Annotated in this window: 25 protein-coding genes; 12 read left to right on the top strand and 13 right to left on the bottom strand. The window is 71.8% G+C overall.

Annotated features, from left to right (window positions below):
* Positions 1 to 338 precede the first annotated feature (338 nt).
* The 6 genes from ACFXMF_RS20765 (at position 339) to ACFXMF_RS20740 (ending at position 5,853) form a co-directional block, all read left to right on the top strand.
* Positions 339 to 1,106: a GntR family transcriptional regulator gene (locus ACFXMF_RS20765; RefSeq protein WP_360324311.1), complete on the top strand. Its 768-nt coding sequence runs from the start codon at positions 339 to 341 to the stop codon at positions 1,104 to 1,106.
* 278 nt (positions 1,107 to 1,384) lie between these two features.
* A complete protein-coding gene (gene bioD, locus ACFXMF_RS20760; protein WP_379992045.1) occupies positions 1,385 to 2,110 on the top strand; it encodes a dethiobiotin synthase in 726 nt (241 codons plus the stop codon).
* A 5-nt stretch (positions 2,111 to 2,115) separates the two neighbouring features.
* Positions 2,116 to 3,150: a biotin synthase BioB gene (gene bioB / locus ACFXMF_RS20755; RefSeq protein WP_360324295.1), complete on the top strand. Its 1,035-nt coding sequence runs from the start codon at positions 2,116 to 2,118 to the stop codon at positions 3,148 to 3,150.
* 133 nt (positions 3,151 to 3,283) lie between these two features.
* Positions 3,284 to 4,975 carry an acetolactate synthase gene (locus ACFXMF_RS20750; protein ID WP_379990605.1) on the top strand — a complete coding sequence of 564 codons (1,692 nt, stop codon included), beginning with the start codon at positions 3,284 to 3,286 and terminating at the stop codon, positions 4,973 to 4,975.
* Positions 4,972 to 5,553 (top strand): GNAT family N-acetyltransferase, encoded by a 582-nt coding sequence (locus ACFXMF_RS20745; protein ID WP_379990604.1) that lies wholly within the window; start codon positions 4,972 to 4,974, stop codon positions 5,551 to 5,553. The genes ACFXMF_RS20750 and ACFXMF_RS20745 overlap by 4 nt, the downstream gene beginning before the upstream one ends.
* Positions 5,554 to 5,658: 105 nt before the next feature.
* Positions 5,659 to 5,853: a hypothetical protein gene (locus tag ACFXMF_RS20740; protein ID WP_360324289.1), complete on the top strand. Its 195-nt coding sequence runs from the start codon at positions 5,659 to 5,661 to the stop codon at positions 5,851 to 5,853.
* A 51-nt stretch (positions 5,854 to 5,904) separates the two neighbouring features.
* Here ACFXMF_RS20740 and ACFXMF_RS20735 read toward each other — a convergent pair whose 3' ends face one another.
* From ACFXMF_RS20735 to ACFXMF_RS20705, 7 genes are all read right to left on the bottom strand, one after another.
* Positions 5,905 to 6,120 (bottom strand): biotin/lipoyl-binding carrier protein, encoded by a 216-nt coding sequence (locus tag ACFXMF_RS20735; RefSeq protein WP_360324287.1) that lies wholly within the window; start codon positions 6,118 to 6,120, stop codon positions 5,905 to 5,907.
* 169 nt (positions 6,121 to 6,289) lie between these two features.
* Positions 6,290 to 7,639: an HD domain-containing protein gene (locus ACFXMF_RS20730; protein WP_360324285.1), complete on the bottom strand. Its 1,350-nt coding sequence runs from the start codon at positions 7,637 to 7,639 to the stop codon at positions 6,290 to 6,292.
* A complete protein-coding gene (locus tag ACFXMF_RS20725; RefSeq protein ID WP_379990603.1) occupies positions 7,636 to 8,991 on the bottom strand; it encodes an HD-GYP domain-containing protein in 1,356 nt (451 codons plus the stop codon). The genes ACFXMF_RS20730 and ACFXMF_RS20725 overlap by 4 nt, the downstream gene beginning before the upstream one ends.
* A 189-nt stretch (positions 8,992 to 9,180) precedes the next feature.
* Complete coding sequence (rsrA, locus tag ACFXMF_RS20720; protein WP_379990602.1) at positions 9,181 to 9,501, bottom strand: mycothiol system anti-sigma-R factor; 321 nt, start codon at positions 9,499 to 9,501, stop codon at positions 9,181 to 9,183.
* Positions 9,498 to 10,133 carry a sigma-70 family RNA polymerase sigma factor gene (locus ACFXMF_RS20715; protein WP_063744985.1) on the bottom strand — a complete coding sequence of 212 codons (636 nt, stop codon included), beginning with the start codon at positions 10,131 to 10,133 and terminating at the stop codon, positions 9,498 to 9,500. Before ACFXMF_RS20715 ends, rsrA begins: the two co-directional genes overlap by 4 nt.
* Before the next feature lie 148 nt (positions 10,134 to 10,281).
* On the bottom strand, positions 10,282 to 11,061 hold the full coding sequence (locus ACFXMF_RS20710; RefSeq protein WP_379990601.1) for an alpha/beta family hydrolase: 780 nt from the start codon (positions 11,059 to 11,061) through the stop codon (positions 10,282 to 10,284).
* Positions 11,042 to 11,812 carry an SOS response-associated peptidase gene (locus ACFXMF_RS20705; protein WP_379990600.1) on the bottom strand — a complete coding sequence of 257 codons (771 nt, stop codon included), beginning with the start codon at positions 11,810 to 11,812 and terminating at the stop codon, positions 11,042 to 11,044. Before ACFXMF_RS20705 ends, ACFXMF_RS20710 begins: the two co-directional genes overlap by 20 nt.
* Positions 11,813 to 11,882: 70 nt before the next feature.
* Here ACFXMF_RS20705 and aroA point away from each other — a divergent pair, with 70 nt between their 5' ends.
* Together aroA and rsgA are read left to right on the top strand one after the other, a co-directional pair.
* The gene (gene aroA, locus ACFXMF_RS20700) at positions 11,883 to 13,160 is read left to right on the top strand and encodes a 3-phosphoshikimate 1-carboxyvinyltransferase (protein ID WP_379990607.1); all 1,278 of its coding nucleotides are present in this window, start codon (positions 11,883 to 11,885) and stop codon (positions 13,158 to 13,160) included.
* A 13-nt stretch (positions 13,161 to 13,173) separates the two neighbouring features.
* On the top strand, positions 13,174 to 14,229 hold the full coding sequence (rsgA, locus tag ACFXMF_RS20695) for a ribosome small subunit-dependent GTPase A (protein WP_360308373.1): 1,056 nt from the start codon (positions 13,174 to 13,176) through the stop codon (positions 14,227 to 14,229).
* A gap of 15 nt (positions 14,230 to 14,244) precedes the next feature.
* On the opposite strand, the gene ACFXMF_RS20690 is transcribed toward rsgA, so the two are convergent.
* Positions 14,245 to 14,808 carry a TetR/AcrR family transcriptional regulator gene (locus ACFXMF_RS20690; RefSeq protein WP_379990599.1) on the bottom strand — a complete coding sequence of 188 codons (564 nt, stop codon included), beginning with the start codon at positions 14,806 to 14,808 and terminating at the stop codon, positions 14,245 to 14,247.
* 175 nt (positions 14,809 to 14,983) lie between these two features.
* Here ACFXMF_RS20690 and ACFXMF_RS20685 point away from each other — a divergent pair, with 175 nt between their 5' ends.
* On the top strand, positions 14,984 to 16,384 hold the full coding sequence (locus ACFXMF_RS20685; protein ID WP_379990606.1) for an MDR family MFS transporter: 1,401 nt from the start codon (positions 14,984 to 14,986) through the stop codon (positions 16,382 to 16,384).
* A gap of 4 nt (positions 16,385 to 16,388) precedes the next feature.
* Here ACFXMF_RS20685 and ACFXMF_RS20680 read toward each other — a convergent pair whose 3' ends face one another.
* The gene (locus ACFXMF_RS20680; RefSeq protein WP_360308364.1) at positions 16,389 to 16,904 is read right to left on the bottom strand and encodes a DUF2231 domain-containing protein; all 516 of its coding nucleotides are present in this window, start codon (positions 16,902 to 16,904) and stop codon (positions 16,389 to 16,391) included.
* Between the two features lie 234 nt (positions 16,905 to 17,138).
* On the opposite strand from ACFXMF_RS20680, the gene ACFXMF_RS20675 reads away from it, so the two are divergent.
* Positions 17,139 to 17,915 carry a DUF4097 family beta strand repeat-containing protein gene (locus tag ACFXMF_RS20675; RefSeq protein WP_360308361.1) on the top strand — a complete coding sequence of 259 codons (777 nt, stop codon included), beginning with the start codon at positions 17,139 to 17,141 and terminating at the stop codon, positions 17,913 to 17,915.
* Positions 17,916 to 17,960: 45 nt separating this feature from the next.
* Here ACFXMF_RS20675 and ACFXMF_RS20670 read toward each other — a convergent pair whose 3' ends face one another.
* The 4 genes from ACFXMF_RS20670 to ACFXMF_RS20655 all read right to left on the bottom strand — a co-directional run bounded on the left by ACFXMF_RS20670 (position 17,961) and on the right by ACFXMF_RS20655 (position 21,082).
* The gene (locus tag ACFXMF_RS20670) at positions 17,961 to 18,506 is read right to left on the bottom strand and encodes a DUF2087 domain-containing protein (RefSeq protein WP_379990598.1); all 546 of its coding nucleotides are present in this window, start codon (positions 18,504 to 18,506) and stop codon (positions 17,961 to 17,963) included.
* A gap of 73 nt (positions 18,507 to 18,579) precedes the next feature.
* Entirely contained in the window at positions 18,580 to 19,269 is a 690-nt protein-coding gene (locus ACFXMF_RS20665; protein WP_360308355.1) for an HAD family hydrolase, read from the bottom strand.
* A gap of 74 nt (positions 19,270 to 19,343) precedes the next feature.
* Positions 19,344 to 20,453 (bottom strand): ferritin-like domain-containing protein, encoded by a 1,110-nt coding sequence (locus ACFXMF_RS20660; protein ID WP_360308352.1) that lies wholly within the window; start codon positions 20,451 to 20,453, stop codon positions 19,344 to 19,346.
* A gap of 104 nt (positions 20,454 to 20,557) precedes the next feature.
* Positions 20,558 to 21,082: a hypothetical protein gene (locus ACFXMF_RS20655; protein WP_379990597.1), complete on the bottom strand. Its 525-nt coding sequence runs from the start codon at positions 21,080 to 21,082 to the stop codon at positions 20,558 to 20,560.
* A 195-nt stretch (positions 21,083 to 21,277) separates the two neighbouring features.
* Between ACFXMF_RS20655 and hisN the strand changes: the two genes are divergently transcribed.
* Positions 21,278 to 22,075: a histidinol-phosphatase gene (hisN, locus tag ACFXMF_RS20650; protein ID WP_360308347.1), complete on the top strand. Its 798-nt coding sequence runs from the start codon at positions 21,278 to 21,280 to the stop codon at positions 22,073 to 22,075.
* A gap of 173 nt (positions 22,076 to 22,248) precedes the next feature.
* Positions 22,249 to 22,650 (top strand): CBS domain-containing protein, encoded by a 402-nt coding sequence (locus ACFXMF_RS20645; RefSeq protein WP_360308344.1) that lies wholly within the window; start codon positions 22,249 to 22,251, stop codon positions 22,648 to 22,650.
* The last annotated feature ends 114 nt before the right edge of the window (positions 22,651 to 22,764 follow it).

Below are 22,764 nucleotides of genomic sequence, written 5' to 3'. Positions count from 1 at the left end.
ATCCTCCTCAGGATGTCGGGCACCGCAGTTCGGTTTGGAGTTGCCGATGTCCCCCGTCGGATCCGTGAGGTGCGCGGACCGACCGAGCCCCCCACTGGGGAGGGGGCTCGAATGGGAAAACACTGACGCACCAGGGACGAGGGTTGCGCGGTGACCATCAATGGTTTAGACCATTTCGGAGGTTGGCATAGACCAATTGGGGTGTCAAGGTTCCGTAGACGGCGAACTCACGCCGTTATCGGACCGACATCCGCACTCCTGGTCCTGGGGGGATCGGTGGTCGTGCCACGATGGGGACCGGACGTGTCAGGAGGGCACCGGTGACGGCGGAACACGCGATCACAACCGCGGCGGACAGTGCGACGGCAGGAGGCGACCCCGGCCTCGAACCGAGCGCGCGCGTGCCGAAGTACTACCGCCTCAAGCGCCATCTTCAGGAGCTGACCAACACCCAGCCACCGGGCACGCCCGTGCCACCCGAACGCACCCTCGCGGCGCAGTTCGACATCTCCCGCACCACGGTGCGCCAGGCCCTCCAGGAACTGGTCATCGAGGGCCGGCTGGAGCGCGCCCAGGGCCGGGGCACCTTCGTCGCCAAGCCCAAGGTCGCGCAGAGCCTGCAGCTCACCTCCTACACCGAGGACATGCAGGCCCAGGGCCTGGAGCCGACCTCTCGGTTGATCGAGATCGGCTACATCACCTGCGACGACCACCTCGCCGAGCGGCTCGCGATCCGGCCCGGCAACCGCGTGTTGCGGATAGAGCGCCTGCGGCTGGCCAACTCCGAGCCGATGGCGATCGAGACCACGCATCTGTCCACCAAACGTTTCCCGGGCCTGCGCAAGCACCTGGCCAAGCACAACTCGCTGTATCGGGCCCTGTCGGCCGGCTTCGACGTGCACCTGGCCGAGGCCGAGGAAACGATCGAGACGGCGATGGCCACCCCGCGCGAGGCCGGTCTGTTGGGCACCGACGTGGGGCTGCCGCTGCTGTTGTTGTCCCGGCACAGCTTCGACACCGAAGGTGAGCCGGTCGAGTGGGTGCGATCCGTGTACCGGGGGGATCGGTACAAATTCGTCGCCCGACTGCGCCGCCCGCAGGAGTAGGGCCGAGCGTTTCGCCCGTCCGCATGCCATCGGCCGGACGGTCCGGGTCCACCCGGGCCGCCCGGCCGATCGCCGGAGGAATGCCGTTCGCTCCCACAGCCCCGTGCAGAGGGCCGCTGTGTGGCGAGTCACGCCGCTCCGCCGAGCCGCATGCCCACCACCTCGATGGTGCCCCACCGGCGCGGGGGTTGCCCGGGGCCACAGGTCCGCCGGCCGCGGGCCCAAGGTCCTTGCCTGGGCCCGACGGGGATCGGGGACACGCCCTAGGCTGACCGGCCATGAGCGTTCTCGTGGTGACCGGTACCGACACCGGGGTGGGCAAGACGATCGTCACGGCGGCCGTCGCCGCGATCGCGGCCGTGCGCGGCGGCACGGTGGCCGTGGTCAAGGCATCGCAGACGGGTGTGGGGCCGAACGAGGCGGGCGACCTGGCCGACGTGCGGCGCCTGGCCGGGGTGGCCGACCTGCACGAGTACTCGCGCTACCCCGACCCGCTCTCCCCCGCCGCCGCCTCCCGGGTCTCCGGCCTGCCGCCGGTGGACCTGTACGGCGTCGCCGACCGGGTCCGCGCGCTCGCCAAGGAGACCGACCTGGTCGTCGTCGAGGGCGCGGGCGGCCTGCTCGTGCGCTTCGACGACGAGGGCACCACGATCGCCGACCTGGCCCACGAGCTGAAGGCCGGCGCCCTCGTGGTGACCCGGCCCGACCTGGGCACGCTCAACCACACCGCGCTCACCCTGGAGTCGATGGCCCACCGGGGGGTGGACCTGGTCGGCGTGGTGATCGGCTCCTGGCCCACCGAGCCCGACCTGGCGATGCGCTGCAACGTCCGGGATCTGGAGACCCTGGCCGCCCGTCCGCTGGCCGGTGTGCTGCCCGCCGGCGCGGGTTCGCTGCACCCCGCCGACTTCCTGCTCACGGCCCGCGCGAGTTTGTCGCCGGCTCTGGGCGGTACCTTCGATCCGGCCGCGTTCCGCGCCATACAGGATCCGACCGCAAGGTGAGCGACATGACGGAAACCCTCGACAGTGACCGTACGCAGACCGTGAACGACGACATCCTGGCCGTGGCCCGGCGCCAAGTCCTCGACGAGGGACGGGGGCTGAGCGCCGAGCAGGTGCTGGCCGTGCTGGAGCTCGCGGACGACCGCCTCGAAGAACTGCTCCAGCTCGCGCACGAGGTCCGGGTCCGACACTGCGGGCCCGAGGTCGAGGTCGAGGGCATCGTGTCGGTCAAGACCGGTGGTTGCCCCGAGGACTGCCACTTCTGCTCCCAGTCGGGTCTGTTCCCCTCCCCCGTGCGCGCCGCGTGGCTGGACATCCCCTCGCTGGTGGAGGCCGCCAAGGAGACCGCCGCGACCGGCGCCACCGAGTTCTGCATCGTGGCCGCCGTGCGCGGCCCGGACGAGCGCCTGATGAAGCAGATGCGCCAGGGCGTCGCGGCGATCCGCGAGGCGGTCGACATCAACATCGCCGCGTCGCTGGGCATGCTCACCCAGGAGCAGGTCGACGAGCTCGCCGAGATGGGCATCCACCGCTACAACCACAACCTGGAGACGGCGAAGTCGTACTTCACCAACGTGGTCACCACGCACACGTGGGAGGAGCGCTGGGACACCCTGCGGATGGTGCGCGCGGCGGGCATGGAGGTGTGCTGCGGCGGCATCGTCGGCATGGGCGAGTCGGCCGAGCAGCGCGCCGAGTTCGCCGGTCAACTGGCCGAGCTGGAGCCGGACGAGGTGCCGCTGAACTTCCTCAACCCGCGCCCGGGCACCCCGTTCGCCGACCAGGAGGTGCTGGAGCCGCGCGAGGCGCTCAAGATCATCGGCGCCTTCCGGCTCGCCCTCCCCCGGACCATCCTGCGCTACGCGGGCGGCCGGGAGATCGCGCTCGGCGACCTGGGCACCCGCGAGGGCCTGCTCGGCGGCATCAACGCGGTGATCGTCGGCAACTACCTCACCACCCTGGGCCGCGCCGCGGACGCCGACCTGGAGCTGCTCAAGGAACTGAGCATGCCGGTCAAGGCGCTCAACCAGACGTTGTAGCCACACCCCGACCGCCGACGGCCCCACCCGGATCGGGAGCCGTCGGCGGTCGCCTCTTACTGCCCGGTAGCGCACGCGGATAGATTTCCCGGCGGCACGGGGCCCGCCGGGTCCGCGGCGACGGAGGTCGGGCATGCGCGCACCACGAGGGGCCGAGGAACGAGACCACGCCGACCGAACGGTCGAGGGGCACGGTGGCACGCTCGCCGTCGCCGCCGCCCGGGCGCACGGGATCGACACGATGTTCACCCTGTCGGGAGGCCACGTCTTCCCGCTCTACGACGCCGCGGTCGGTGCCGAGGCGCCGCTGCGGGTGGTGGACGTACGGCACGAGCAGACCGCCGTGTTCGCCGCCGAGGCGACCGCCAAGCTCACCCGCCGGCCCGGCCTGGCCGTACTGACCGCCGGGCCCGGCGTCACCAATGGGATCAGCGCGGTGGCCACCGCCTGGTTCAACGGCTCGCCGATGCTGGTGCTGGGCGGCCGCGCGCCGGCGTTTCGTTGGGGCTCGGGGGCGCTCCAGGAGCTGGACCATCCGCCGCTGCTGGCCCCGATCACCAAACGCGCGGCGACCGTGCACGACACCGACCGGATCACCGCCGAGGTGGACGCCGCGCTGACCCTGGCGAACAGCCCGCACCGGGGGCCGGTCTTCCTGGACGTGCCGATGGACGTGCTCTACGACCGCGCGGAGGTATCGCTGCCGTGCCCGGCCCCGCCCGCGCCGGTGCTCCCCGACCCGGATCCGGTCGCCGCGGTCGCCGACCTGCTCGCCCGCGCGGCCCGACCGGTGCTGGTGCTCGGCCAGGACGTGTGGATCGGGAGCGCGGAACAGGCCGCGCGGCGGGCCGCCGAGACCATGGGGATACCGGTGGTGGCCAACGGAATGGGCCGGGGCGTGTTACCCGCCGGCCACCCGCTGCTCGCCGGCCGGGCCCGGACGACCGCGCTCGGCGGCGCCGATCTGGTGCTGGTGGCGGGCGCGCCGCTGGACTTCCGACTGGGCTACGGCAGCTTCGGCGGTCAGGGCGGCGGGCCCTCCGCGCGCGTGGTGCACCTGACCGACGCCCCCGCGGGCTCGGCGCCGCACGCGCACTGCGCGATGACCCTCGCGGCGGACCTGACCGAGCTGTTCGACGCGCTGACCACCGCGTGGGAGCGGGTCGGCCGGGTCGGCATGTATCGGATCTGGGCCACGCACGTGCGCGACGCGGCCCGCACCGCCGCGCAGTCCGACGCACCGCTCCTGGGCAGCGCCGGCCGGCCGATCCATCCGGCGCGCGTGCACGGCGAGTTGCTCCGCCTGCTCGACGAGGACGCCGTGGTGATCGGCGACGGCGGTGACTTCGTGTCCTTCGCGGGCAAGTACATCGAACCCGCCCGCCCGGGCGGCTGGCTCGACGCGGGCCCGTACGGCTGCCTGGGCACCGGCCTGGGCTACGCGCTGGGCGCCCGGCTGGCCCGCCCCTCGGCGCAGGTCGTGCTGCTGCTGGGCGACGGGGCGGCGGGCTTCTCGCTGATGGACGTGGACACCCTGGTCCGGCATCGCCTGCCGGTGGTGCTGATCGTCGGCAACAACGGCTGCTGGGCGCTGGAGAAACACCCGATGCGCATGTTGTACGGGCACGACGTGGCCGCCGACCTGGCCCCGGGCACCCGCTACGACGACGTGGTGCGCGCGCTGGGCGGCGCGGGCGAGACGATCACCCGCCCCGAACGGATCGCCCCCGCGCTGCGTCGCGCGTTCGACTCCGGCGTGCCCTACCTGCTGAACGTGCTCACCGATCCGGAGGCGGTCTACCCGCGCACGACCATGGGCGTGTGATCGGCAGCGTAAACTGGACGGCTATGAATCCTCCTGCCTCCGCCGCGGCCCGACCGCACGACCACCACCCCGCTCCCGCCGGCGTCCACATCCGCCAGGCGCGCCCGCAGGAGTACGAAGCGGTGGGGGACGTGACCGTCGCGGGCTACGCCGGCCTGGTCGCCGCCGACCAGGACTACGTGAACGATCTGCGCAAGGCCGCGCATCGGGCGGAGAACTCCGAACTGCTCGTGGCGGTGGACGAGGGCAGCGGCGAGATCCTGGGCACCGTGGCCTTCGTGCTGCCCGGCAGCGCCTACGCGGAGGTCTCCCGAGAGGGCGAGGGCGAGTTCCGGATGCTCGCGGTCGGCCCGGCCGCCCGCGGTCGCGGCATCGGCGAGGCGCTCGTGGAGGCGTGCCTGGAGCGGGCCCGCAAGCACCACTTCACCGCCGTCGCGATCTCCACCGTGTGGGACATGCGCGCCGCACACCGGCTCTACGCGCGGATGGGCTTCCACCGCGCGCCCGAGCGCGACTGGTGGCCGGTGCCCGAGGTGGAACTGATCTGCTACCTCAAGGACCTGCGCGCCGCCCCGTAGAACCGAGCGGGACACCGCCGTTCGTCGGGCCGGCGGACCGTTCGTCGAAACCGGGTCCGGCCGGGTCCGCTCCGGCCGCCCGGGCCCAGGCCGTAATCTACGGCCGTGAGCACCGATGCAGCCTTCTGCGACCACTGCGGCGAACAGCGTGCCGGCGCCGCGCACGACGACTGTGTGCGGCGCCGCGAACTCGAACCCCCGCGCTACTGCGGTCGGTGCCGACGGCGGATGACCGTACAGGTGACCCCGCGCGGTTGGACCGCCAAGTGCGTCGAGCACGGAGTGCTCACGTCGATCTGACCCCCGCGGTCGGGCCGGCGCGAGTACTCGGACGCGATGCCTCGCCGGGTGCTACTCGATCACCGCGATCGGGTCGCCCTCCTGGATCACGTCGCCCTCGGCGACGCTGATGCGGGCGATGGTGCCCGGAAACTCGTTGAGCACCGGGATCTCCATCTTCATCGACTCCAGGATGACCAGAGTGCTGCCGGCCTCGACCGTGTCCCCCTCGTGGGCGACGACCTTGGCCACGTTGGCCACCATCTCCGCCAGGACCTGCTCGGCCATCGTCGTTCCTCCTTCGGGCCCGGGTCGGGCCGTGGTGAAGCGCGGATCGGGCGCGATGACGCCCGCTCGAAATCCAATCACGGGAATCCGGCCCCGGCGGCTGTCCGAGCCGACAAGGCCCTCCCGCGATCCTGGTCCGAGCCCGCGGGCCCGTCCCGGATCCGAGGGCTCAGCCGGTCCGTTCCAGCACCTGCGCCAGCGCCTCGACCACCCGGGGGTCGTAGGCCCCGGACACGTCCGCACGCAGCCGGGCCAACACCTCGGGCCGCGAACGCGGGTCGTCGCTCGTCGTGATCAGGTCGTCGTAGGCGTTGACCACCTTGATGATCCGGCCGGCCAGCGGTGGTGGCGGTCCGCCCCCGGCGTCCCGGTAGGGGTCGGCCTGCGCGGCCACGATGCCGGCCACCCGATCGAGCACCCCGCTCTCCCGGATCACCTCCGCGCCCAGCCGGGCGATCCGACGTTGCTCGGCCTCGGGCAGATTCAGCGTGGTGCCGCCGGGCACCGGTTCCGCCAACGCGAGTTGCCCGATGTCGTGCATCCCGGCCGCAGACCGCAACTCGCGCAGTTCCGGCTCGCCCAGCCCCAGGTCCACCCCGACCGCGTGCGCGAGATCGCCCACCCGGGCGGCATGCCCCGGCGACCCGCACCCGGCCGCCTCCGGCAGCCGCGACAGCGCGTCGACGGTCTGCCGATGCACCAGCCGGATCGCGGCGTAGCGCCGAAAGGACAGCAGCACCAGCAACGACGGCAGACAGAACACCGGCACCGCCCACAGGCCCAGCGCGCCGGCGGACAGGGCGATCAACATGCCGCTCGCGCCCACCGCGGTGCCGATCCCGGTCAGCCCGCAGGCCCGTCCGGTGTCCTCGCCGTCCGGCCCGATCCGCTCGGTGGGGCCGAGCCCCGCGCACAGCGCTCGTAATTCGGCCAGCAGCGCGGGACGGAACGCACGACCCACCCGAGCCATCGCGGCCACCACCGCGTCGCACAACGAGGTCAACAACACCACCAGGACCAGGTAGCCGCCGTAGGCCCACCCGTGCCCCATCACCGCGTCGAGCCCACCGTCCGCGTACATCGGCCGGAACAACGTCGCCGCGAAGCCCGCCGCGAGCACCCGACGGGCGACGTACGCGGGCGCCGGTGCCCGACCGCGCGCGACGTGCGGCAGGGTGCCCGCGAGCAGCGCGACGGCGACCACCGCGACCACCTGGAGCACACCGTGCCGGGACACCGTGCCGTGCACGTCCGGGAGCAACGCGTAGGCGAGCGCGCCGGCCGCGCCCAGCGGCGCGGTCTCCCGGTTGCCGGGCAACGTCACCCGGGCCGTCTCGCCGACGGCGATCACCGTGCCGAAGACCAGGGCGTAGGACGGCTGCACCACGCCCTCGGCCGCGGTGACGGCCACCGCGACCGCCGCGGCGAGCGCGCCCAGCACGAGCACGACGGTGCCGGTGTACGCGCGCAACCGCGTGGCCGGCGCCGCCGGTTCGGCCCGGGCCCCGGTCGTCGTCACGACCCGCCGCCGACCCGCCCGCGGGCCACCGAGTGGGTGTCGGCCCGCGACTGCCCGCGCGGCGCGGGCACCCGCACCTCGCCCTCGCCGTCCCGCACCTCGGCCTCCGGCCAGCCGTGCCGGGCCAGCGCCTGTGCGAGCGCCTCGACCATGCGCGGGTCGAACTGGGTGCCGCTGCATCGGCGCAGCTCCGCCATCGCCGCGTCCGCCCCGCGCGCGGGCCGGTACGAGCGGGTCGAGGTCATCGAGTCGAACGCGTCCGCGACCGCGATCACCCGGGCGAACTCGGGGATCTCGGCACCGGCGAGACCGGCCGGATAACCGCGCCCGTCCATGCGTTCGTGGTGGTGCAGGATGCCCGCGTGCGCCTCGCCGAGAAAGGTCAGGCCGGCCACCATCTCGGCGCCGCTGACCGGGTGTCGCTGCATCTCGCGCAGTTCCTCCGGGTCCAGCCTGCCCGGCTTGGTCAGCACCCGGGTGGACACGCTCAACTTGCCGACGTCGTGCAGGATGCCCGCGTAGCGCAGCCGGACCACCCGATCCTCGCGCATGCCCAGCCGGCGGGCGATCAACACCGAGGCCCGGGCCACCCGTTCGCTGTGCCCTCGGGTGTAGCCGTCCTTGATCTCCACCGCCCGGACCAGGGTGCGTACGGTCGCCTCGTGCGCGGCCTGCTCCTGCGCCTGCTGGGCGTAGGCCCAGAACGCCACGTAGAGCGGGAGCAGCACCAACACCGCCGCGAACACGCCCAGTCGCTGCTGCCACAACACGGCCATCATCAGCCCGATCGGCACCGAGCCCAGTCGCCAACCGGCCGAGCGCACGAACACCTCGCGCAACACCGGGAGTCCGCCGGCGCCCTGGGTCTCGGCCCGGAACGCGGTGTCCAGCAGGCCGCTCACCACATACAGCGCCAGTCCCGCCGCGGCCGTCGGCAACAGCCCGGCGGGCAACTCCGACGCGGTCAGGTAACGCGTCCCGTCCAGGAGTTCGTAGACCCGGGAGGCGACCGCGATGGCCGGCACCAGATGCGCGGCGTCGACCACACGGGTGACCGGGTCGGCGGTGTCCGCCCGCGCGATCAGCACGCCGGGCAGCGCGACCGTCGCGGCAGCGCCCGCGGGCAACAGCAGCACCGCCGCGCACACCAACGGAAAAAGCGCCCCGTCGGGGGCGCCGCACAGGCCGGTGAGTCGGGCTCGGGCCACCGCCCCGAAGGCGATGAACAACACCGCCAACGCGCCCAGTCGATCGATGTCCACACCGGACCACGACAGCAGGATCAGCGCGGGCACGGACCCGCCCACCACGATCCCGGCGTGGATCCGGGCGCTCGGCGGCAGCGTGCGCATGCGACTCCTCGGCTGGTCGCTCGGACCACCGAGAATAGGCCGCCCGGGTAACGGCCGAAGGGCGCATGACCGGTTTGTCCCGGCCATGCGCCCCGGTTTTAGCTCGTTCGGGTCAGTGGCTCATCCGAATCGACGGCTCGTTCGAATCCGTTCGAAACGGCCGGCGATCGACTCGCCGGCCCGCTCGGATCAGGCGCGACCCGGGCGCTCTATCTCGACCACGGTCTCCTCGACCGAGACCCGCTGGGCGTCCACCTCGACGCGCACCAGCTTGATCCGCTCCAGCACCTTGTTGCGCAGCTCCGAGGGGACCTCGTCGCGCCCGCAGCAGCGGTGCACCAGCTCCTTCACCTGCTGTTCGAGGCCGTACTTGTCCAGGCACGGCGAGCACTCGTCGAGGTGCGTGCGAATGCTGGTGCAGTCCGCGTCCGCCAACTCGTTGTCGATGTACTCGTACAGGTGCCCGAGGATCTCGGAGCAGTCCACCTCGTGGTGGTCACCGCAGCTCATGAGTCCGAGCCTTTCCGGTCGGTGCCTGCGGGGACGAGGCCGCGCTCACGGGCGTAGTCGGCCAGCAGATCGCGGAGCTGACGTCGCCCGCGGTGCAGGCGCGACATCACGGTCCCGATGGGAGTACCCATGATGTCCGCGATCTCCTTGTACGCGAAGCCCTCGACATCGGCGAGGTACACCGCGATCCGAAACTCCTCGGGGATGGCCTGCAGGGCCGTCTTCACGTCGGAGTCGGGCAGGTGGTCGAGTGCCTGCGCCTCGGCCGAGCGCAGTCCGGTGGACATGTGCGACTCGGCGCGGTGGAGCTGCCAGTCCTCGATCTCCTCCGCATGCGATTCCAGCGGCTGCCGCTGCTTCTTGCGGTAGGAGTTGATGAAGGTGTTGGTCAGGATGCGGTACAGCCAGGCCTTGAGGTTGGTGCCCTCTTTGAACTGGTGGAACGACGCGTACGCCTTGGCGAACGTCTCCTGGACCAGGTCCTCGGCATCCGCCGGGTTGCGGGTCATCCGCAGCGCCGCCGAATACAACTGATCGAGGAACGGCAGGGCGTCCCGCTCGAACCGCGCGTCTTGCTGCTCCAAGGTCTCCGGTACGAGACCCACCTCCTTCAAGCCAGGTGTCGACGATATCGCCCGAGGCTGATCGGTGCCCGCACCCCACTCGGGCCAGGCGAGAAACGGTGCCTCGTTTCGGACAACCGAACCGGCGGCCTTGAGCATGGGAGCGACCTCCACTCGTCGACGCTTGACAGTTGGGGGAACACGTCGCCGACACGGATCATTCCCGTGCGCTCGCGGCCACCAGCCAATCGCCGACACCGGCTGTGATCAGGGCCAACGCCGCTTCCTGGGTGATCGCGGCGCGCTTGGGAACGGCGAATCCGTGGTCCGCGAACGGCACCCGGAGCAGGGTCGGACCGTCCTCCGGAAACTCGTCCGGCCCACCGAACGAGTCGCGTTCGCCCTGGACGACCAGGGTCGGCACGCCGGCGCCGAGCAGTTCAGCCAAGCGCGAACGCTCCGGCCGTCCGGGTGGATGCAGCGGGAAGGCCAGCGCGACCACACCCGCCACATTCGTTTCACCCGCGGTGCGGCACGCGACCCGGGCGCCCGCGCTGCGGCCGGATCCGAACACCGGCAGGCCCTCGACCGCGTTGCGCCGGGCGATCTCGGCGAGCACCGGAAGCCAGCCCGCGTCCAAGGTCCCCGGCGCCGGGGCGAGTCGCCGACCGGCCACCCGCCACGGCTGCTCGACCAGGGCGACGTGGATGCCGCGTGCGGGCAGCGCCGCGGCGAGCGCGGCCAGGTCGCGCGCCTCGATCCCGCCGCCCGCGCCGTGGCTCGCCACGAACCACGCCCGGGCCGGCACCGCGGTGGCGCGCCGTACGGTCACCCGCGCGGCACCGACCGGCGTGGTGACCTCGAACACCTCGGCCGGCCCGGCGTCGCCCGCCGACCGGCCCCCGGCGCCCACCGCCGCCGGGTCGGTCGGGCCGGTGGAGTCGGTCGCGGCGGTCGAGCCGAGCGGGTCGACCCGATCAGAAGAGCGTCGCGTCAACGGTGACCTCGTCCTCGGGAATCGCTTCGAGCAGATGCGGCGCGTTGTTGCGGACGTTGTTGACGTCCGTCGAGACCGGGTGTGCCGTCATGAACCCGGTGGGCGGTGGCACCAGCAGCCCGCGGATCTCCTCCGGCTCGGTCCACGCCGGGTCCAGCCAGCCGTCCCACTTGTCCCGGGTCAGCACCAGCGGCATCCGGTGGTGGATCCGGGCCAGCTCGGGATCCGCGTCCAGGGTGAGGATCGTGCAGGTCCACAACCAGCCGAGCGGGTCGTCGTCGGCCCGGCTGCGATCGCGCCACCACTCGTACAGCCCGGCGAAGGCCACCTCGGCGCCGTCCGCCGCGTGGATCCAGTACGGCTGCTTGCGCGAGGCGCCCTTGGGGCCGTCCGGCGCGGTCTCGGGGGTGTGCCATTCGAAATAGCCGTCGGCCGGCAACAGGCACCGCCGGGCGGCGAACGCCTTGCGATAGGCCGGCTTCTCGTGCACGGTCTCGGACCGCGCGTTGATCATCTTGGCGCCCATGCCGGGATCCTTGGCCCAGGACGGCACCAGGCCCCACTTGATCGGGCGCAGTTGCCGGGCGGGCGCGCCGCCGGACTCGACCGGGCGTTCCAGGACCGCGTAGACCTGCTTGGTCGGCGCGATGTTCCAGTCGGGAGGGAGCTCGTCCGCGGGGTCGAACCGATCGACCTCGAAGATCTCGACGAGGTCATCGGGGCTCTTGCTGGACGCATACCGGCCACACATGGCGTCCAGGGTGCCACGTACGGAAAACGAATCGGGGCCGGGTCGGCGAACGGACTAGGCTTGCCACGTGATGTCTGCGTTGTGGTCTGCCCCCGTTGCCTCCGCTCCCGTGACCGCCACCGTCGAGGTGCCCGGGTCCAAGTCGGTGACCAACCGCGCCCTCGTGTTGGCCGCGTTGGCCGACGGTCCCGGCTATATCCGCCGGCCGCTGCGCAGCCGCGACTCGTCGCTGATGGTGGCCGGCCTGCGTGCGCTCGGCGTGGTGATCGAGGACCGCGGCGAGGACTGGTACGTGCTGCCCGGCGGACTCTCCGGCCCGGCGACCGTGGACTGCGGCAACGCGGGCACGGTGATGCGCTTCCTGCCGCCGGTGGCCGCGCTCGCCGACGGGCCGGTGCGCTTCGACGGCGACCCGCGCTCGTACGAGCGCCCGCTGGACGGCGTGATCAACGCACTGCGCGACCTGGGCACCCGGATCGACGACGAGGGCGAGGCCCGGCTGCCGATGACCGTGCTCGGCGGCGGCGGGGTCGAGGGCGGCGTGGTGCACATCGACGCCTCCGCGTCGTCGCAGTTCGTCAGCGCGCTGTTGTTGTCCGGGCCGCGCTTCAACCTCGGTGTCGAGATTCGGCACACCGGCGGCTCGGTGCCCTCGATGACGCACATCGCGATGACCGTGGACATGCTGCGGGCGGCCGGCGCCCGGGTGGACGACGCCGAGCCCAACGTGTGGCGGGTCGCCCCGGGCGCGTTGCTCGGCCGCGACATGGTCGTCGAGCCGGACCTGTCCAACGCCGGTCCGTTCCTGGCCGCCGCGCTGGTCACCGGCGGTTCGGTGACCGTGCGGGACTGGCCCGAGCACACCACGCAGCCCGGTGACCGGCTGCGCTCGATCTTCACCGCGATGGGCGGCTCGTGCACGCTCGGCGCGGCCGGCCTGACCCTGACCGGCGGCACCGCGGTGCACGGCATCGAGGCCGATCTGCACGACGTCGGCGAGCTGACCCCGGTGATCGCGGCGGTCGCGGCACTGGCCGACGGCCCCAGCCGGCTGACCGGCGTGGCCCACCTGCGGCTGCACGAGACCGACCGCCTGGCCGCGCTGGTCAAGGAGATCAACGACCTCGGCGGCGACGTGAACGAGATCGAGGACGGCCTGGAGATCCGGCCGCGTCCGCTGCACGGCGGTGTCTTCCACACCTACGACGACCACCGGCTGGCCACCGCGGCCGCCGTGCTGGGCCTGCTGGTCCCGGGCGTGGAAGTGGAGAACGTGGAGACCACCGCGAAAACCATGCCCGACTTCACCGGTCTGTGGACGCGCATGCTGACCGCACGACGCGGCTGAGAGGCCCGGGACGATGGCGGGACTGGGCTCCAACCGACGCAGGGATTTGGACGAGGACGACATCCGGGTCCGTCCGGGCAAGCGCGGTTCCCGTCCGCGCACCCGGACCCGGCCCAAGCACGAGGACGCCCGCGAGGGTCGCGTGCTGACCGTCGACCGCGGCCGGTACACGTGCCTGCTGGAGGACGAGGACGCGCCGGACCGCTCGATCACCGCGATGAAGGCCCGCGAATTGGGCCGCAAGGGCGTCGTGGTGGGCGACCGGGTCGCCATCGTCGGCGACCTCAGCGGCGAGGACGGCTCGCTGGCCCGGATCGTCCGGGTCGAGGAACGCCGCAGCACGCTGCGCCGCACCGCCGACGACGACGATCCGTACGAGCGGATCATCGTGGCCAACGCCGACCAGCTCGCGATCGTCACCGCGCTGGCCGACCCCGAGCCGCGCCCGCGGCTGATCGACCGCTGCCTGGTGGCCGCCTACGACGCGGGCCTGGAGCCGCTGCTCGTGCTCACCAAGGCCGATCTCGCCTCTCCCGACGACCTGTTGGAGATGTACGGGGCGCTCGGCGTGGAGTTCGTGGTCACCAGGAGCGAGTCGAACTGGGACCTGGATCCGATCCGTGCCCGCCTGGCCGGCAAGGTCACCGTCTTCGTCGGCCACAGCGGCGTCGGCAAGACCACCCTGGTCAACGAGTTGGTGCCGAACCACCGGCGCGCGGTCGGCCACGTCAACGAGGTGACCGGTCGCGGCCGGCACACCACCACGTCGGCGCTGACCCTGCGGCTGCCCCCCTTCGAGGACGACACGGTCGAGCCCGGCCTCGATCAGGGCTGGGTCGTGGACACCCCGGGAGTGCGCTCGTTCGGCCTCAACCACGTCGACCTGGGTCGGGTGATCAACGCCTTCCCCGACCTGGCGGCGGGCACCGAGGACTGTCCGCGCGCGTGTTCGCACGACGAACCCGACTGCGCGCTCGACGCCTGGGTCGAGGCCGGCCACGCCGAGCCGGCCCGGTTGTACTCGCTGCGTCGGCTGCTGAGCACCCGCGAACGCGACGAGGGCGACTGACGCCCACCGCCGGGGTCAGCGCACCAGGGGGAGGAAGATCGTGTCGACGATCTCCTCCAGGAGCCGGTCCGGCACGGAAGCGAAGGTCGTCAGGATCTCCAGCCGCAGCAGGCCGAACGGCAGGTCCTTGACGCGCTCGGTGAGAAGTTCCGGCTTCTTGATCTCGCCGCGCGCGACGGCGCGCTCGAAGAGCACGTCGACGGAATTCTCCCGCCCCGCCGTCAGGAGGTCGCCGGGGCTGGTGCCGGTCTCCTGGTAGTAGCCGGCCAGGTGCACGCTCATCACGGTGACGAACCGGACGCGGGTGGCGTTGATCTCCCGCATGAGGGTGAGGACGTCCTCCCGCAGGCTTCCGGTGTCGGGCACGTCGAGGCGGTTCTGCTCCAGCATGTGCCCGATGGCCGCCCGGACCAGTTCGTCGCGGTCGGACCAGCGGCGATAGAGCACGGGCGGGCTGGTGCCCGCGCGCTGCACGACGGCGTCCATGGTGAACCTGGCGTAGCCGTTGGCCACGAGTTCTTCCCAGGCCGCGTCCAGGAGCGCCTTCTCCAGTGCCGCCCCGCGGCGCCGCTCGGCCATGCACATCTCCCCTGCATCCCTTAGATAGACTTGCCTATCTTATATCGGCGCCGTAGCGTGGCATCCGTAAGATAGGACTCTATATCTTAGGCGGCTGTTCGTGAACGTTTCCCATGACACCGGCCCCACGCCCGCGGCGACGGACCCCGACCGTATCGACCCCGCCGTATGGCGGATGGCCTTCACCATCGTGGTGGGCACCCTGGCCGTCGTCTTCGACACCACCATCGTCAGCGTCGCCCTCGACGACCTGGCCGGGCAACTCGACGCCCCGCTGTCGACGATCCAGTGGGTGAGCACCGGCTACCTGCTGGCCGTGTTCGTCACCATGCCGCTCGCCGGCTGGGCGCAGTCCCGCATGGGCGGCAAACGCCTGTGGATCGCGGCCCTGGGCGTCTTCCTGCTCGGCTCGATCCTCTCCGCGTCGGCCGGGAGCGTAACCGCCCTGATCGCCTTCCGCCTCCTCCAGGGCGTCGGCGGCGGCATCATGATGCCGCTGATGGCCACGCTGATCATGCAGGCCGGCAAGGGCCGCCACATCGGCAGGGTGATGGCCACCGTCACCCTGCCCACCGCGCTCGGCCCGATCCTCGGCCCGGTGCTGGGCGGCCTCATCCTGCATCTGGCCGACTGGCGCTGGCTCTTCCTCGTCAACATCCCGTTCTGCGTCGTCGGCGCCTGGCTCGCCTGGCGCAACCTGCCCGACGACCGACCCGCACCCGACGGCGCCCGCGCCAAGCTGGACGTCGTCGGCCTGCTCCTGCTCTCCCCCGGCGTCGCCGCGATCATCTACGGCCTCTCCCGGGTCGAGGGCGCGGGATTCGCCGGCGCCGAGGTCCTCGTCCCGCTGCTCGGCGGCCTCGCCCTGGTCGGCGGCTTCGTCGCGTGGGCATCGACGCGCGGCAGCGGCGCCCTGGTCGACCTGCGGCTCCTGCGCCATCGCGCGTTGGCCGCCGCCGCCGGCCTCGGTTTCCTGGCCGGGATCACCCTGTACGGGGCGATGCTGTTGTTGCCCCTGTACTTCCAGCAGGTCCGCGGCGAGGACGCCCTCGGCGCCGGTCTGCTGCTCATCCCCCAGGGCTTCGGGCTGCTCCTCGCCCGCACCCTGGCGGGCAAGTACACCGACCGTTTCGGTCCACGCCCGGTCGCCTGCGTCGGATTCGCCGTCGTCACCGCGGCCACGGCGCCGTTCGCCTTCGTCACCGCCGACACCGCCTTGGTCCTGCTGATGGCGGCGCTGTTCGTCCGCGGCGCCGGCATGGGCGCCGCCACGATCGCGCTCGCCGGCGCCGGCTACGTCGGCCTGGAGCACCGGGAGATCCCGCACGCGAGCATCATCACCCGCGTCGCCCAGCAGATCGGCGGCTCGGTGGGCACCGCCGCCCTGGCCGTCGTCCTCCAGCACACCGGCGCCGGCGCGCACACCCCCGACGCCCTGGCCGACGGCTTCGGCGACGCCTTTTGGTGGTCGGTGGCCATCACCGCCCTCGCCGTCCCGCTGTGCCTGCTCCTGCCCACCCGCCCCGAGCCGACCCCGACCGACAAGACCGAGGCCCGAGCCACCGTCCGGGCCTGATCCGTCAACGCGGCGCCGCGAGGCTGTTCTCGACCGTGTCGTGCCAGACCGCCTTGGACCCGGATTCGCCCACCCGCACCACCTGGACGACCGCGAACACCGCGGCCACCACGGTCAGCACGGCCACGATCGGAACCACGATCGGCGGTATCGTCCGCGGCCGGAACGTCGCGGCGGCCCGGTGCCGGGCGACCAGCATCAGCACCAGCGTGACGCCGAACAGACCCAGCACGTACCAGAGCATGTCCGCGCCCCGGTCCACGTGGGTCTGTACCGCGGCGGCGCGTTGGCCCTCGGTGAGCCGGTCCAGCCGGGCGAGCAGCTTCTCGCCGCTCTCCTTCGCGACGAAGGCGGTCAGCGCGGCGGCGGCGTCCAGGCCGACCACCCACCACCCGGCGCGCAGCAGCCACGGGCGCCGGGCCGCCACGAGCACGCTCGCGATCGCCGCCGCCGGCACGATGACCACCGCCAAGTGCACGACCAGGACGTGGAGGGGCAGGCCGGAGACGGTGTCGAACATGAAAAGGCTCTCCTAAGCAGTCGGGGCCGAGGGGGATGCACGACCCTCGCACAGAGCAACGGCTCACACGGTGCCCGGGTTCAGTGCGCGTCGAACACCCGTGCCGCCCGGGCGCTCACGGTCCGCTCAGGGGGGCCAGCCCTACCCCGGGTCCGGGTGACCGCCGGATGCCGCCCTCGAGACGAGCGCTCATACAGTTTGGGCAGCTTCGGATCACCTGTCGGGGAGAGTGTCATGAAAAGGCCGCTACGGACGTCACTGATCTTCTTCGGTGGGGTGTTCGCCATCACGGGGATCCTGCTGGCGGCGTGGACCGGGATCATCGCGCTCTCCAGCCACGACGTGCACGACACGAGGACCTTCACCCTCACCACCGGCGACCTGGTCATCGACACCGACAACGGCGGGGTCACCCTCGAACCGGGCGAGCCGGGCAGGATCATCGTGGACCGGCGGATCACCGACAGCATCAACGGCCCCGACCCGACCTGGACCCTGCAGGGCAACCGGCTCAAGCTGCGGCTGAACTGCCCGAGCTTCCTGGGCGTGAGCTGCGGCGGGTCCTACCGGATCAAGGTCCCGCTCGACGTCCCGCTCAGGGTCGGCGCGGACAACGGCTCGATCACCGCGAGCGGCCTGCGCCAGGACATGCAGTTCACCACCAGCAACGGGCACATCGGCATCGACGACAGCACCGGCAATCTGAGCCTGAACACCGACAACGGTGGCGTCTCGGTGTCCCGGGTGAACGCCGACCGGGTCTCGGTGCAAACCGACAACGGCGGCGTCCGGCTGCGCTTCGACACGGCGCCCACGAACGTGAAGGTGCGCACCGACAACGGCGGGGTGCACCTCAGCGTGCCGGACGACCACAACACCTATCGGGTGTCCACCCACACCGACAACGGCGGCGTCAACAACGACATCGGCAACGACACCCGTTCGAACCGGGTGATCGACGTCCGCACGGACAACGGCGGCATCGAAATGAACCTGGTTCCGGTCCGCTGAGACACGCCCCGGGGGCATGCCCCGACCGAGGATCCGGCGGGTCGTTCAGACCACGAACGACCCGCCGGTGCGCCAGTACACCCCGCCCTCGCGGCCGAGGAAGCCCTCGTCGACGAGGTGCCTGCGCAGGGCGGCGTGATCGTCCATGAACCGGTGCAACGTCTCCTCGATCTCGGCCTCGTCGTAGCGCACTCCGGGTTCGAAGCTGCCCGCGATGTGATCCAGCACGACCAGCCGCTTGGCCCGCTGCACCGGCAACTGCCGGACCCGGCCCCGGACGAGGTAGGTGCGCAACACCGCCGCCTCGGCCGGGCCGCGGTCGGCGAACGCGTCGTCCGGCTCCCCGCCCATCCCGGCCGCGGCCTGGGCCAACGCCTCGGGGCAGGCATGCCAGCCGTCGCCGGACCGCGCGGCCAGACCGGCCGACTCCAACCGGGCCAGCACCTTGATCGTGTCCCGCAGCGGCAGTCCGGCCCGATCGGCGATCTCGGAGCTGAGGTGGGCCTCCAGAACCAACGCGGCGAACACCTTCAGCCGGGCGTCGTCGGCGAGGAGACGGAGCAGTTCCGCAGGTTCGTCGGCCGGACCCATGGCTCCAGGGTAGGACTTTCGACCCCGCCGGGGACGGGTTGTCGGACAGGATCACCCGGATGCCCGTGCGAGGTCAGTCGCCGCGTACGCCCAGCTCGTCGATGTGCGCCAGCAGGTCGCCCGGCTCGTCGTAGACCCGGAAGGCGTGCGCCCGTTCGAGTTCGTCCGCGCCGTAGCCGCCGGAGAGCAGTCCCACGCCCAGCGATCCCGCCCGGCGGGCGGCCAGCAGGTCCCAGATGCTGTCCCCGACCACGACGCACTGCGCCGGGTCCACCCCGAGCTTGGCCGCACCGGCCAGGAACAGGTCCGGATCCGGCTTGGCCCGGGCGACCTCGTCGCGGGTGACCATCGCCAGGTCGGCGGGCGCGCCGAGCTTGGCCAGCATCGGCTCGGCGCCGGCCCGCCGTCCACTGGTGGCGATGGTCCACGGGATGCCCACGTCGGTGAGGTGGCGCAGCAGCTCCGGAGCCCCGGGCAGCGGCTGCACGAACGGCACCCGGGCGGCGTAGTGGCGCCCGTGCGCGTCGGTGAGCGCCTCCACCTGCTCGGGCGACAGGTCGATGCCCGTCTCGCGCTGGATGCCCTTGACGAACAATCCACCGCTCATCCCGACCTTGCGGTGGATCCGCCACATCGCCAGGTCGATGCCGGCCTCGCTGAGCGCCTCCTGCCACGACATCACGTGGTGGTAGACGCTGTCGACGAGGGTCCCGTCGAGGTCGAAGACGAAGGCGGGCGGACGGGCGCGTACAAGATCGGTCATGCCGAAAATCTAGCCCGTCCCCGCGCCTGCGGCCCTCTCGCACCGGAACCCCTCGCGCCGCGGCCGGCCCCGGCTCAGTCGTCCGAGCCCAGTTCCACCATCTCGGTCACCTCGGCCGCCCGGGCCCGTTCGTCCGCGCGAAAACGCCGGTCCCGATCCAACGCCTCGGCCTGGTCCTCGTCGGCGCGCATCATGTGCTCGACATCGGTATCGCCCATGTCCAGCACGCCCATCTCGGCGAAGGTGCCACGCACCTTGGGCCCCCACAGGCCGATGTCCTTGATGCACGGGACGATCCGACCGAACAACAACCGGCGGAACTCGCGCAGGTATTCGGAGTTCTCGGTGGCCTCGCGCGCCTCGGCCTTGTCGATCAGGAAGTTGTCCCACACCTCCTCGTCGCGCAGCCGGTCGCGCATCAGGTAGCAGCCCTCGACGACGAACTCCTCGCGCTCGCCGCGCTCGGCGTCGCTCAGTTCGCGGTAGTAGTCGCGCAGTGCCATCCGCCCGAACGCCACGTGCCGGGCCTCGTCCTGCATCACGTACGCCAGGATCTGCTTGGGCAGCGCGACCGTGGTCAGATCGCGCAATATCCCGAAGGCGGCCAGCGCCAGGCCCTCGATCAACACCTGCATGCCCAGGTAGGGCATGTCCCAGCGGCCGTCCGACAGCGTGTCGTCGAGCAACGACTTCAGACTCGGGTTGATCGGGTAGTACAGGCCGACCTTGTCCTTGAGGAAGCGCGCGTACACCTCGGCGTGCCGGGCCTCGTCCATCACCTGGGTGGCCGCGTAGAACTTCGCGTCCAGGTCGGGCACCGACTCGGCGATCCGCGCGCTGCAGATCAGCGCGCCCTGTTCGCCGTGCAGGAACTGGCTGAACTGCCAGGCGATGGCGTGCCGGCCCAGTTCGTCGCGCTCGCGCTGCGACATCATGTTCCAACTGCGCGTGCCGTACAGCGTGTTCAGTTCCTGCGGGATGCCCAGCGGGTTCGTCGGGTCCACCGGCAGATCCCACTCGATCCGCCGGGCGGCGTCCCACTGCTTGTCCTTGCCCTTGGCGTACAGGGCGAGGAGGCGATCCCGGCCCTCGTCGTACTCCCAGTTGAACCGGGCCGCCCCCGACGCGGGGACCTCCCAGACCGTCATATCGGCGGGCAGCGCGTACAGATCGTGCGTCGACACGGGCGTTCTCCTCGCGAGAGACGTGTGACGTGCGGCGGCGGTAGCCGTGTACTGGCTGTCCTACGCCCTCGTCGCGCCGACCGGAACCCCCACGAGGCCATCGATTACCGGCGAGTAGCCTGCTCCGTCCTCGACGTGCCCTCGGCCGGGGCGCTCGACGCCGTCCCGCTCTCGCCCGGCACCGCCGGCGGCTTGCCCGGCCTGGCCGGCATCGCCGCGCCGATCCGGGCCTGCGCCGGGATGGCCGCCGCCGGACCGGCCGCGGAACCCAACCGGCTGCGCAGCCGCTGCCGACGTCGACCCAGCGATCGGGTCGCGGCCGGACTGGCCCGACGCACCTCCTCGGGCAGCGCGAACCACGCCTCCACGACGGCGAGCGCCTGGGGTCGCTCGCCCGCCCGCTCCAGCAGGTCGGCGGCGCGTTCGTAGGTCCACGCGGTGCGCATCTCGGCCCCGACGCCGTGCAACAGGGTGCCCAGCTCGCGCAGTTCCTCGCGCTCGAAACGATCCTCGAGCGCAGTGCCCTCCAGCGTCCAACCGTCCAGACTTCGACGCGGTTGGACGAGACCGGGTCCCGGTACGGCCTCTTTGCCGTGTGTTGTCCTGCGCCCGACCCCGAACAGTGCCATCGCGGTCCCGCACCCCCTCCGCCATCGACTTCGTACTCGTATCACGCGCACGATCGATGAACGGTTGTCGACTGTCGCTGATCGCGCTTCCTTGTCTGCATAACGAGCGTACGAGGCGGCGGCGACGGCGCGTAAGTGTGTCCGTGCGCGCGGGGTGTACACAAACGTTCGCGAGCCGCCAGTACTGTTCGTGTCATGCCCGGCTATGACGATGATCTGCGCTTCGCCCACGTTCTCGCGGACGCCGCCGACGCGACCACCATGGACCGCTTCAAGGCGCTCGACCTCCGGGTCGAGACGAAGCCGGACATGACCCCGGTCAGCGACGCGGACAAGGCCGCCGAGGAGATCATCCGGCACCAGCTCGGGCGTGGCCGCCCGCGCGACGCGGTGCTGGGCGAGGAGTTCGGCTCGACCGGCCACGGTCCCCGGCGCTGGGTGATCGACCCGATCGACGGCACCAAGAACTTCGTCCGGGGCGTGCCGGTGTGGGCGACGCTGATCGCGCTGATGGACGGCGACGAGTCGGTGATGGGCGTGGTCTCCGCACCCGCGCTGGGACGTCGCTGGTGGGCCGCCAAGGGCGCCGGCGCGTGGACCGGCCGCAGCCTGTCCCAGGCTTCGCGCTGCCGGGTGTCGAAGGTGGCCGCGATCGAGGACGCCTCGTTCGCGTACTCCAGCATGGGCGGCTGGGAGGAGCGCGGCCGGATGGACGACTTCCTGGACCTGACCCGGGCCTGCTGGCGCACCCGTGCCTACGGCGACTTCTGGTCGTACATGCTGGTCGCGGAGGGCGCGGTGGACATCTGCGCGGAGCCCGAGGTCAACCTGTGGGACCTCGCGCCGCTGTCGGTGATCGTCGAGGAGGCGGGCGGACGATTCGGCTCGCTCGCCGGCACCCCGGGCCCCGCCGGCGGCACCGCCGCCGCCTCCAACGGGCTGCTGCACGAGGAGTTGCTGGCCCGGCTCGGCGACGTGCCCGAGGGCGTCTGACGGTTCCGGGCGTCCCGCAGGTTTGCGGTACTCCTTTCGAGTGAGTTGTCCGCTATACCTTCCCTTGACCTTCGCGGCATGTGACCATGTGAAAACAGGGCTTGTGAACTTGTGAAAACTTTCCCGAGCGCACCCTCGCCCTGACATCCACGCCCCGACGGAGGTGGTGTCACATGCTCGTTCGCGACGGCATGAGCACGATCGTTCTGACCATCGGCCCGACCCATACGCTCCGCGCCGCGGCGCGCCTGATGTCCGCCCGCCAGATCGGCGCGGCGGTGGTGATCGACCCGGACACGTCCGGGCTGGGCATTCTCACCGAGCGGGACATCCTGATGTCGGTCGGCGCGGGCCAGAATCCCGACGCCGAGTGCGCCGGCGATCACCTCACCTCGAACGTGGTCTTCGCGACCCCGTCCTGGACCCTGGCGGACGCCGCGGCGGCGATGACCCGCGGCGGCTTTCGCCACCTGATCGTGCTCGACGACGGTGACGTACTCGGCATCATCTCGGTCCGCGACATCGTGCGTTGCCAGATCCACGAGGCACAACGCACCGAGGAGTTGGTGAGTTGATCGCGGCGGGGGGGCCGGGGGGGCCCCCGCGCCCCCCCCCCCCACCCCCCCCCCCGCGATCCCCGGACGGTCTACAGCGGCGGGTGTGGTGGGGGGGGGGGGGACCGCCGTAGA

Source organism: Embleya sp. NPDC059213, assembly GCF_042754445.1.
Lineage (GTDB): Bacteria > Actinomycetota > Actinomycetes > Streptomycetales > Streptomycetaceae > Embleya.
This window is presented reverse-complemented; position numbering and strand designations above follow the sequence as displayed.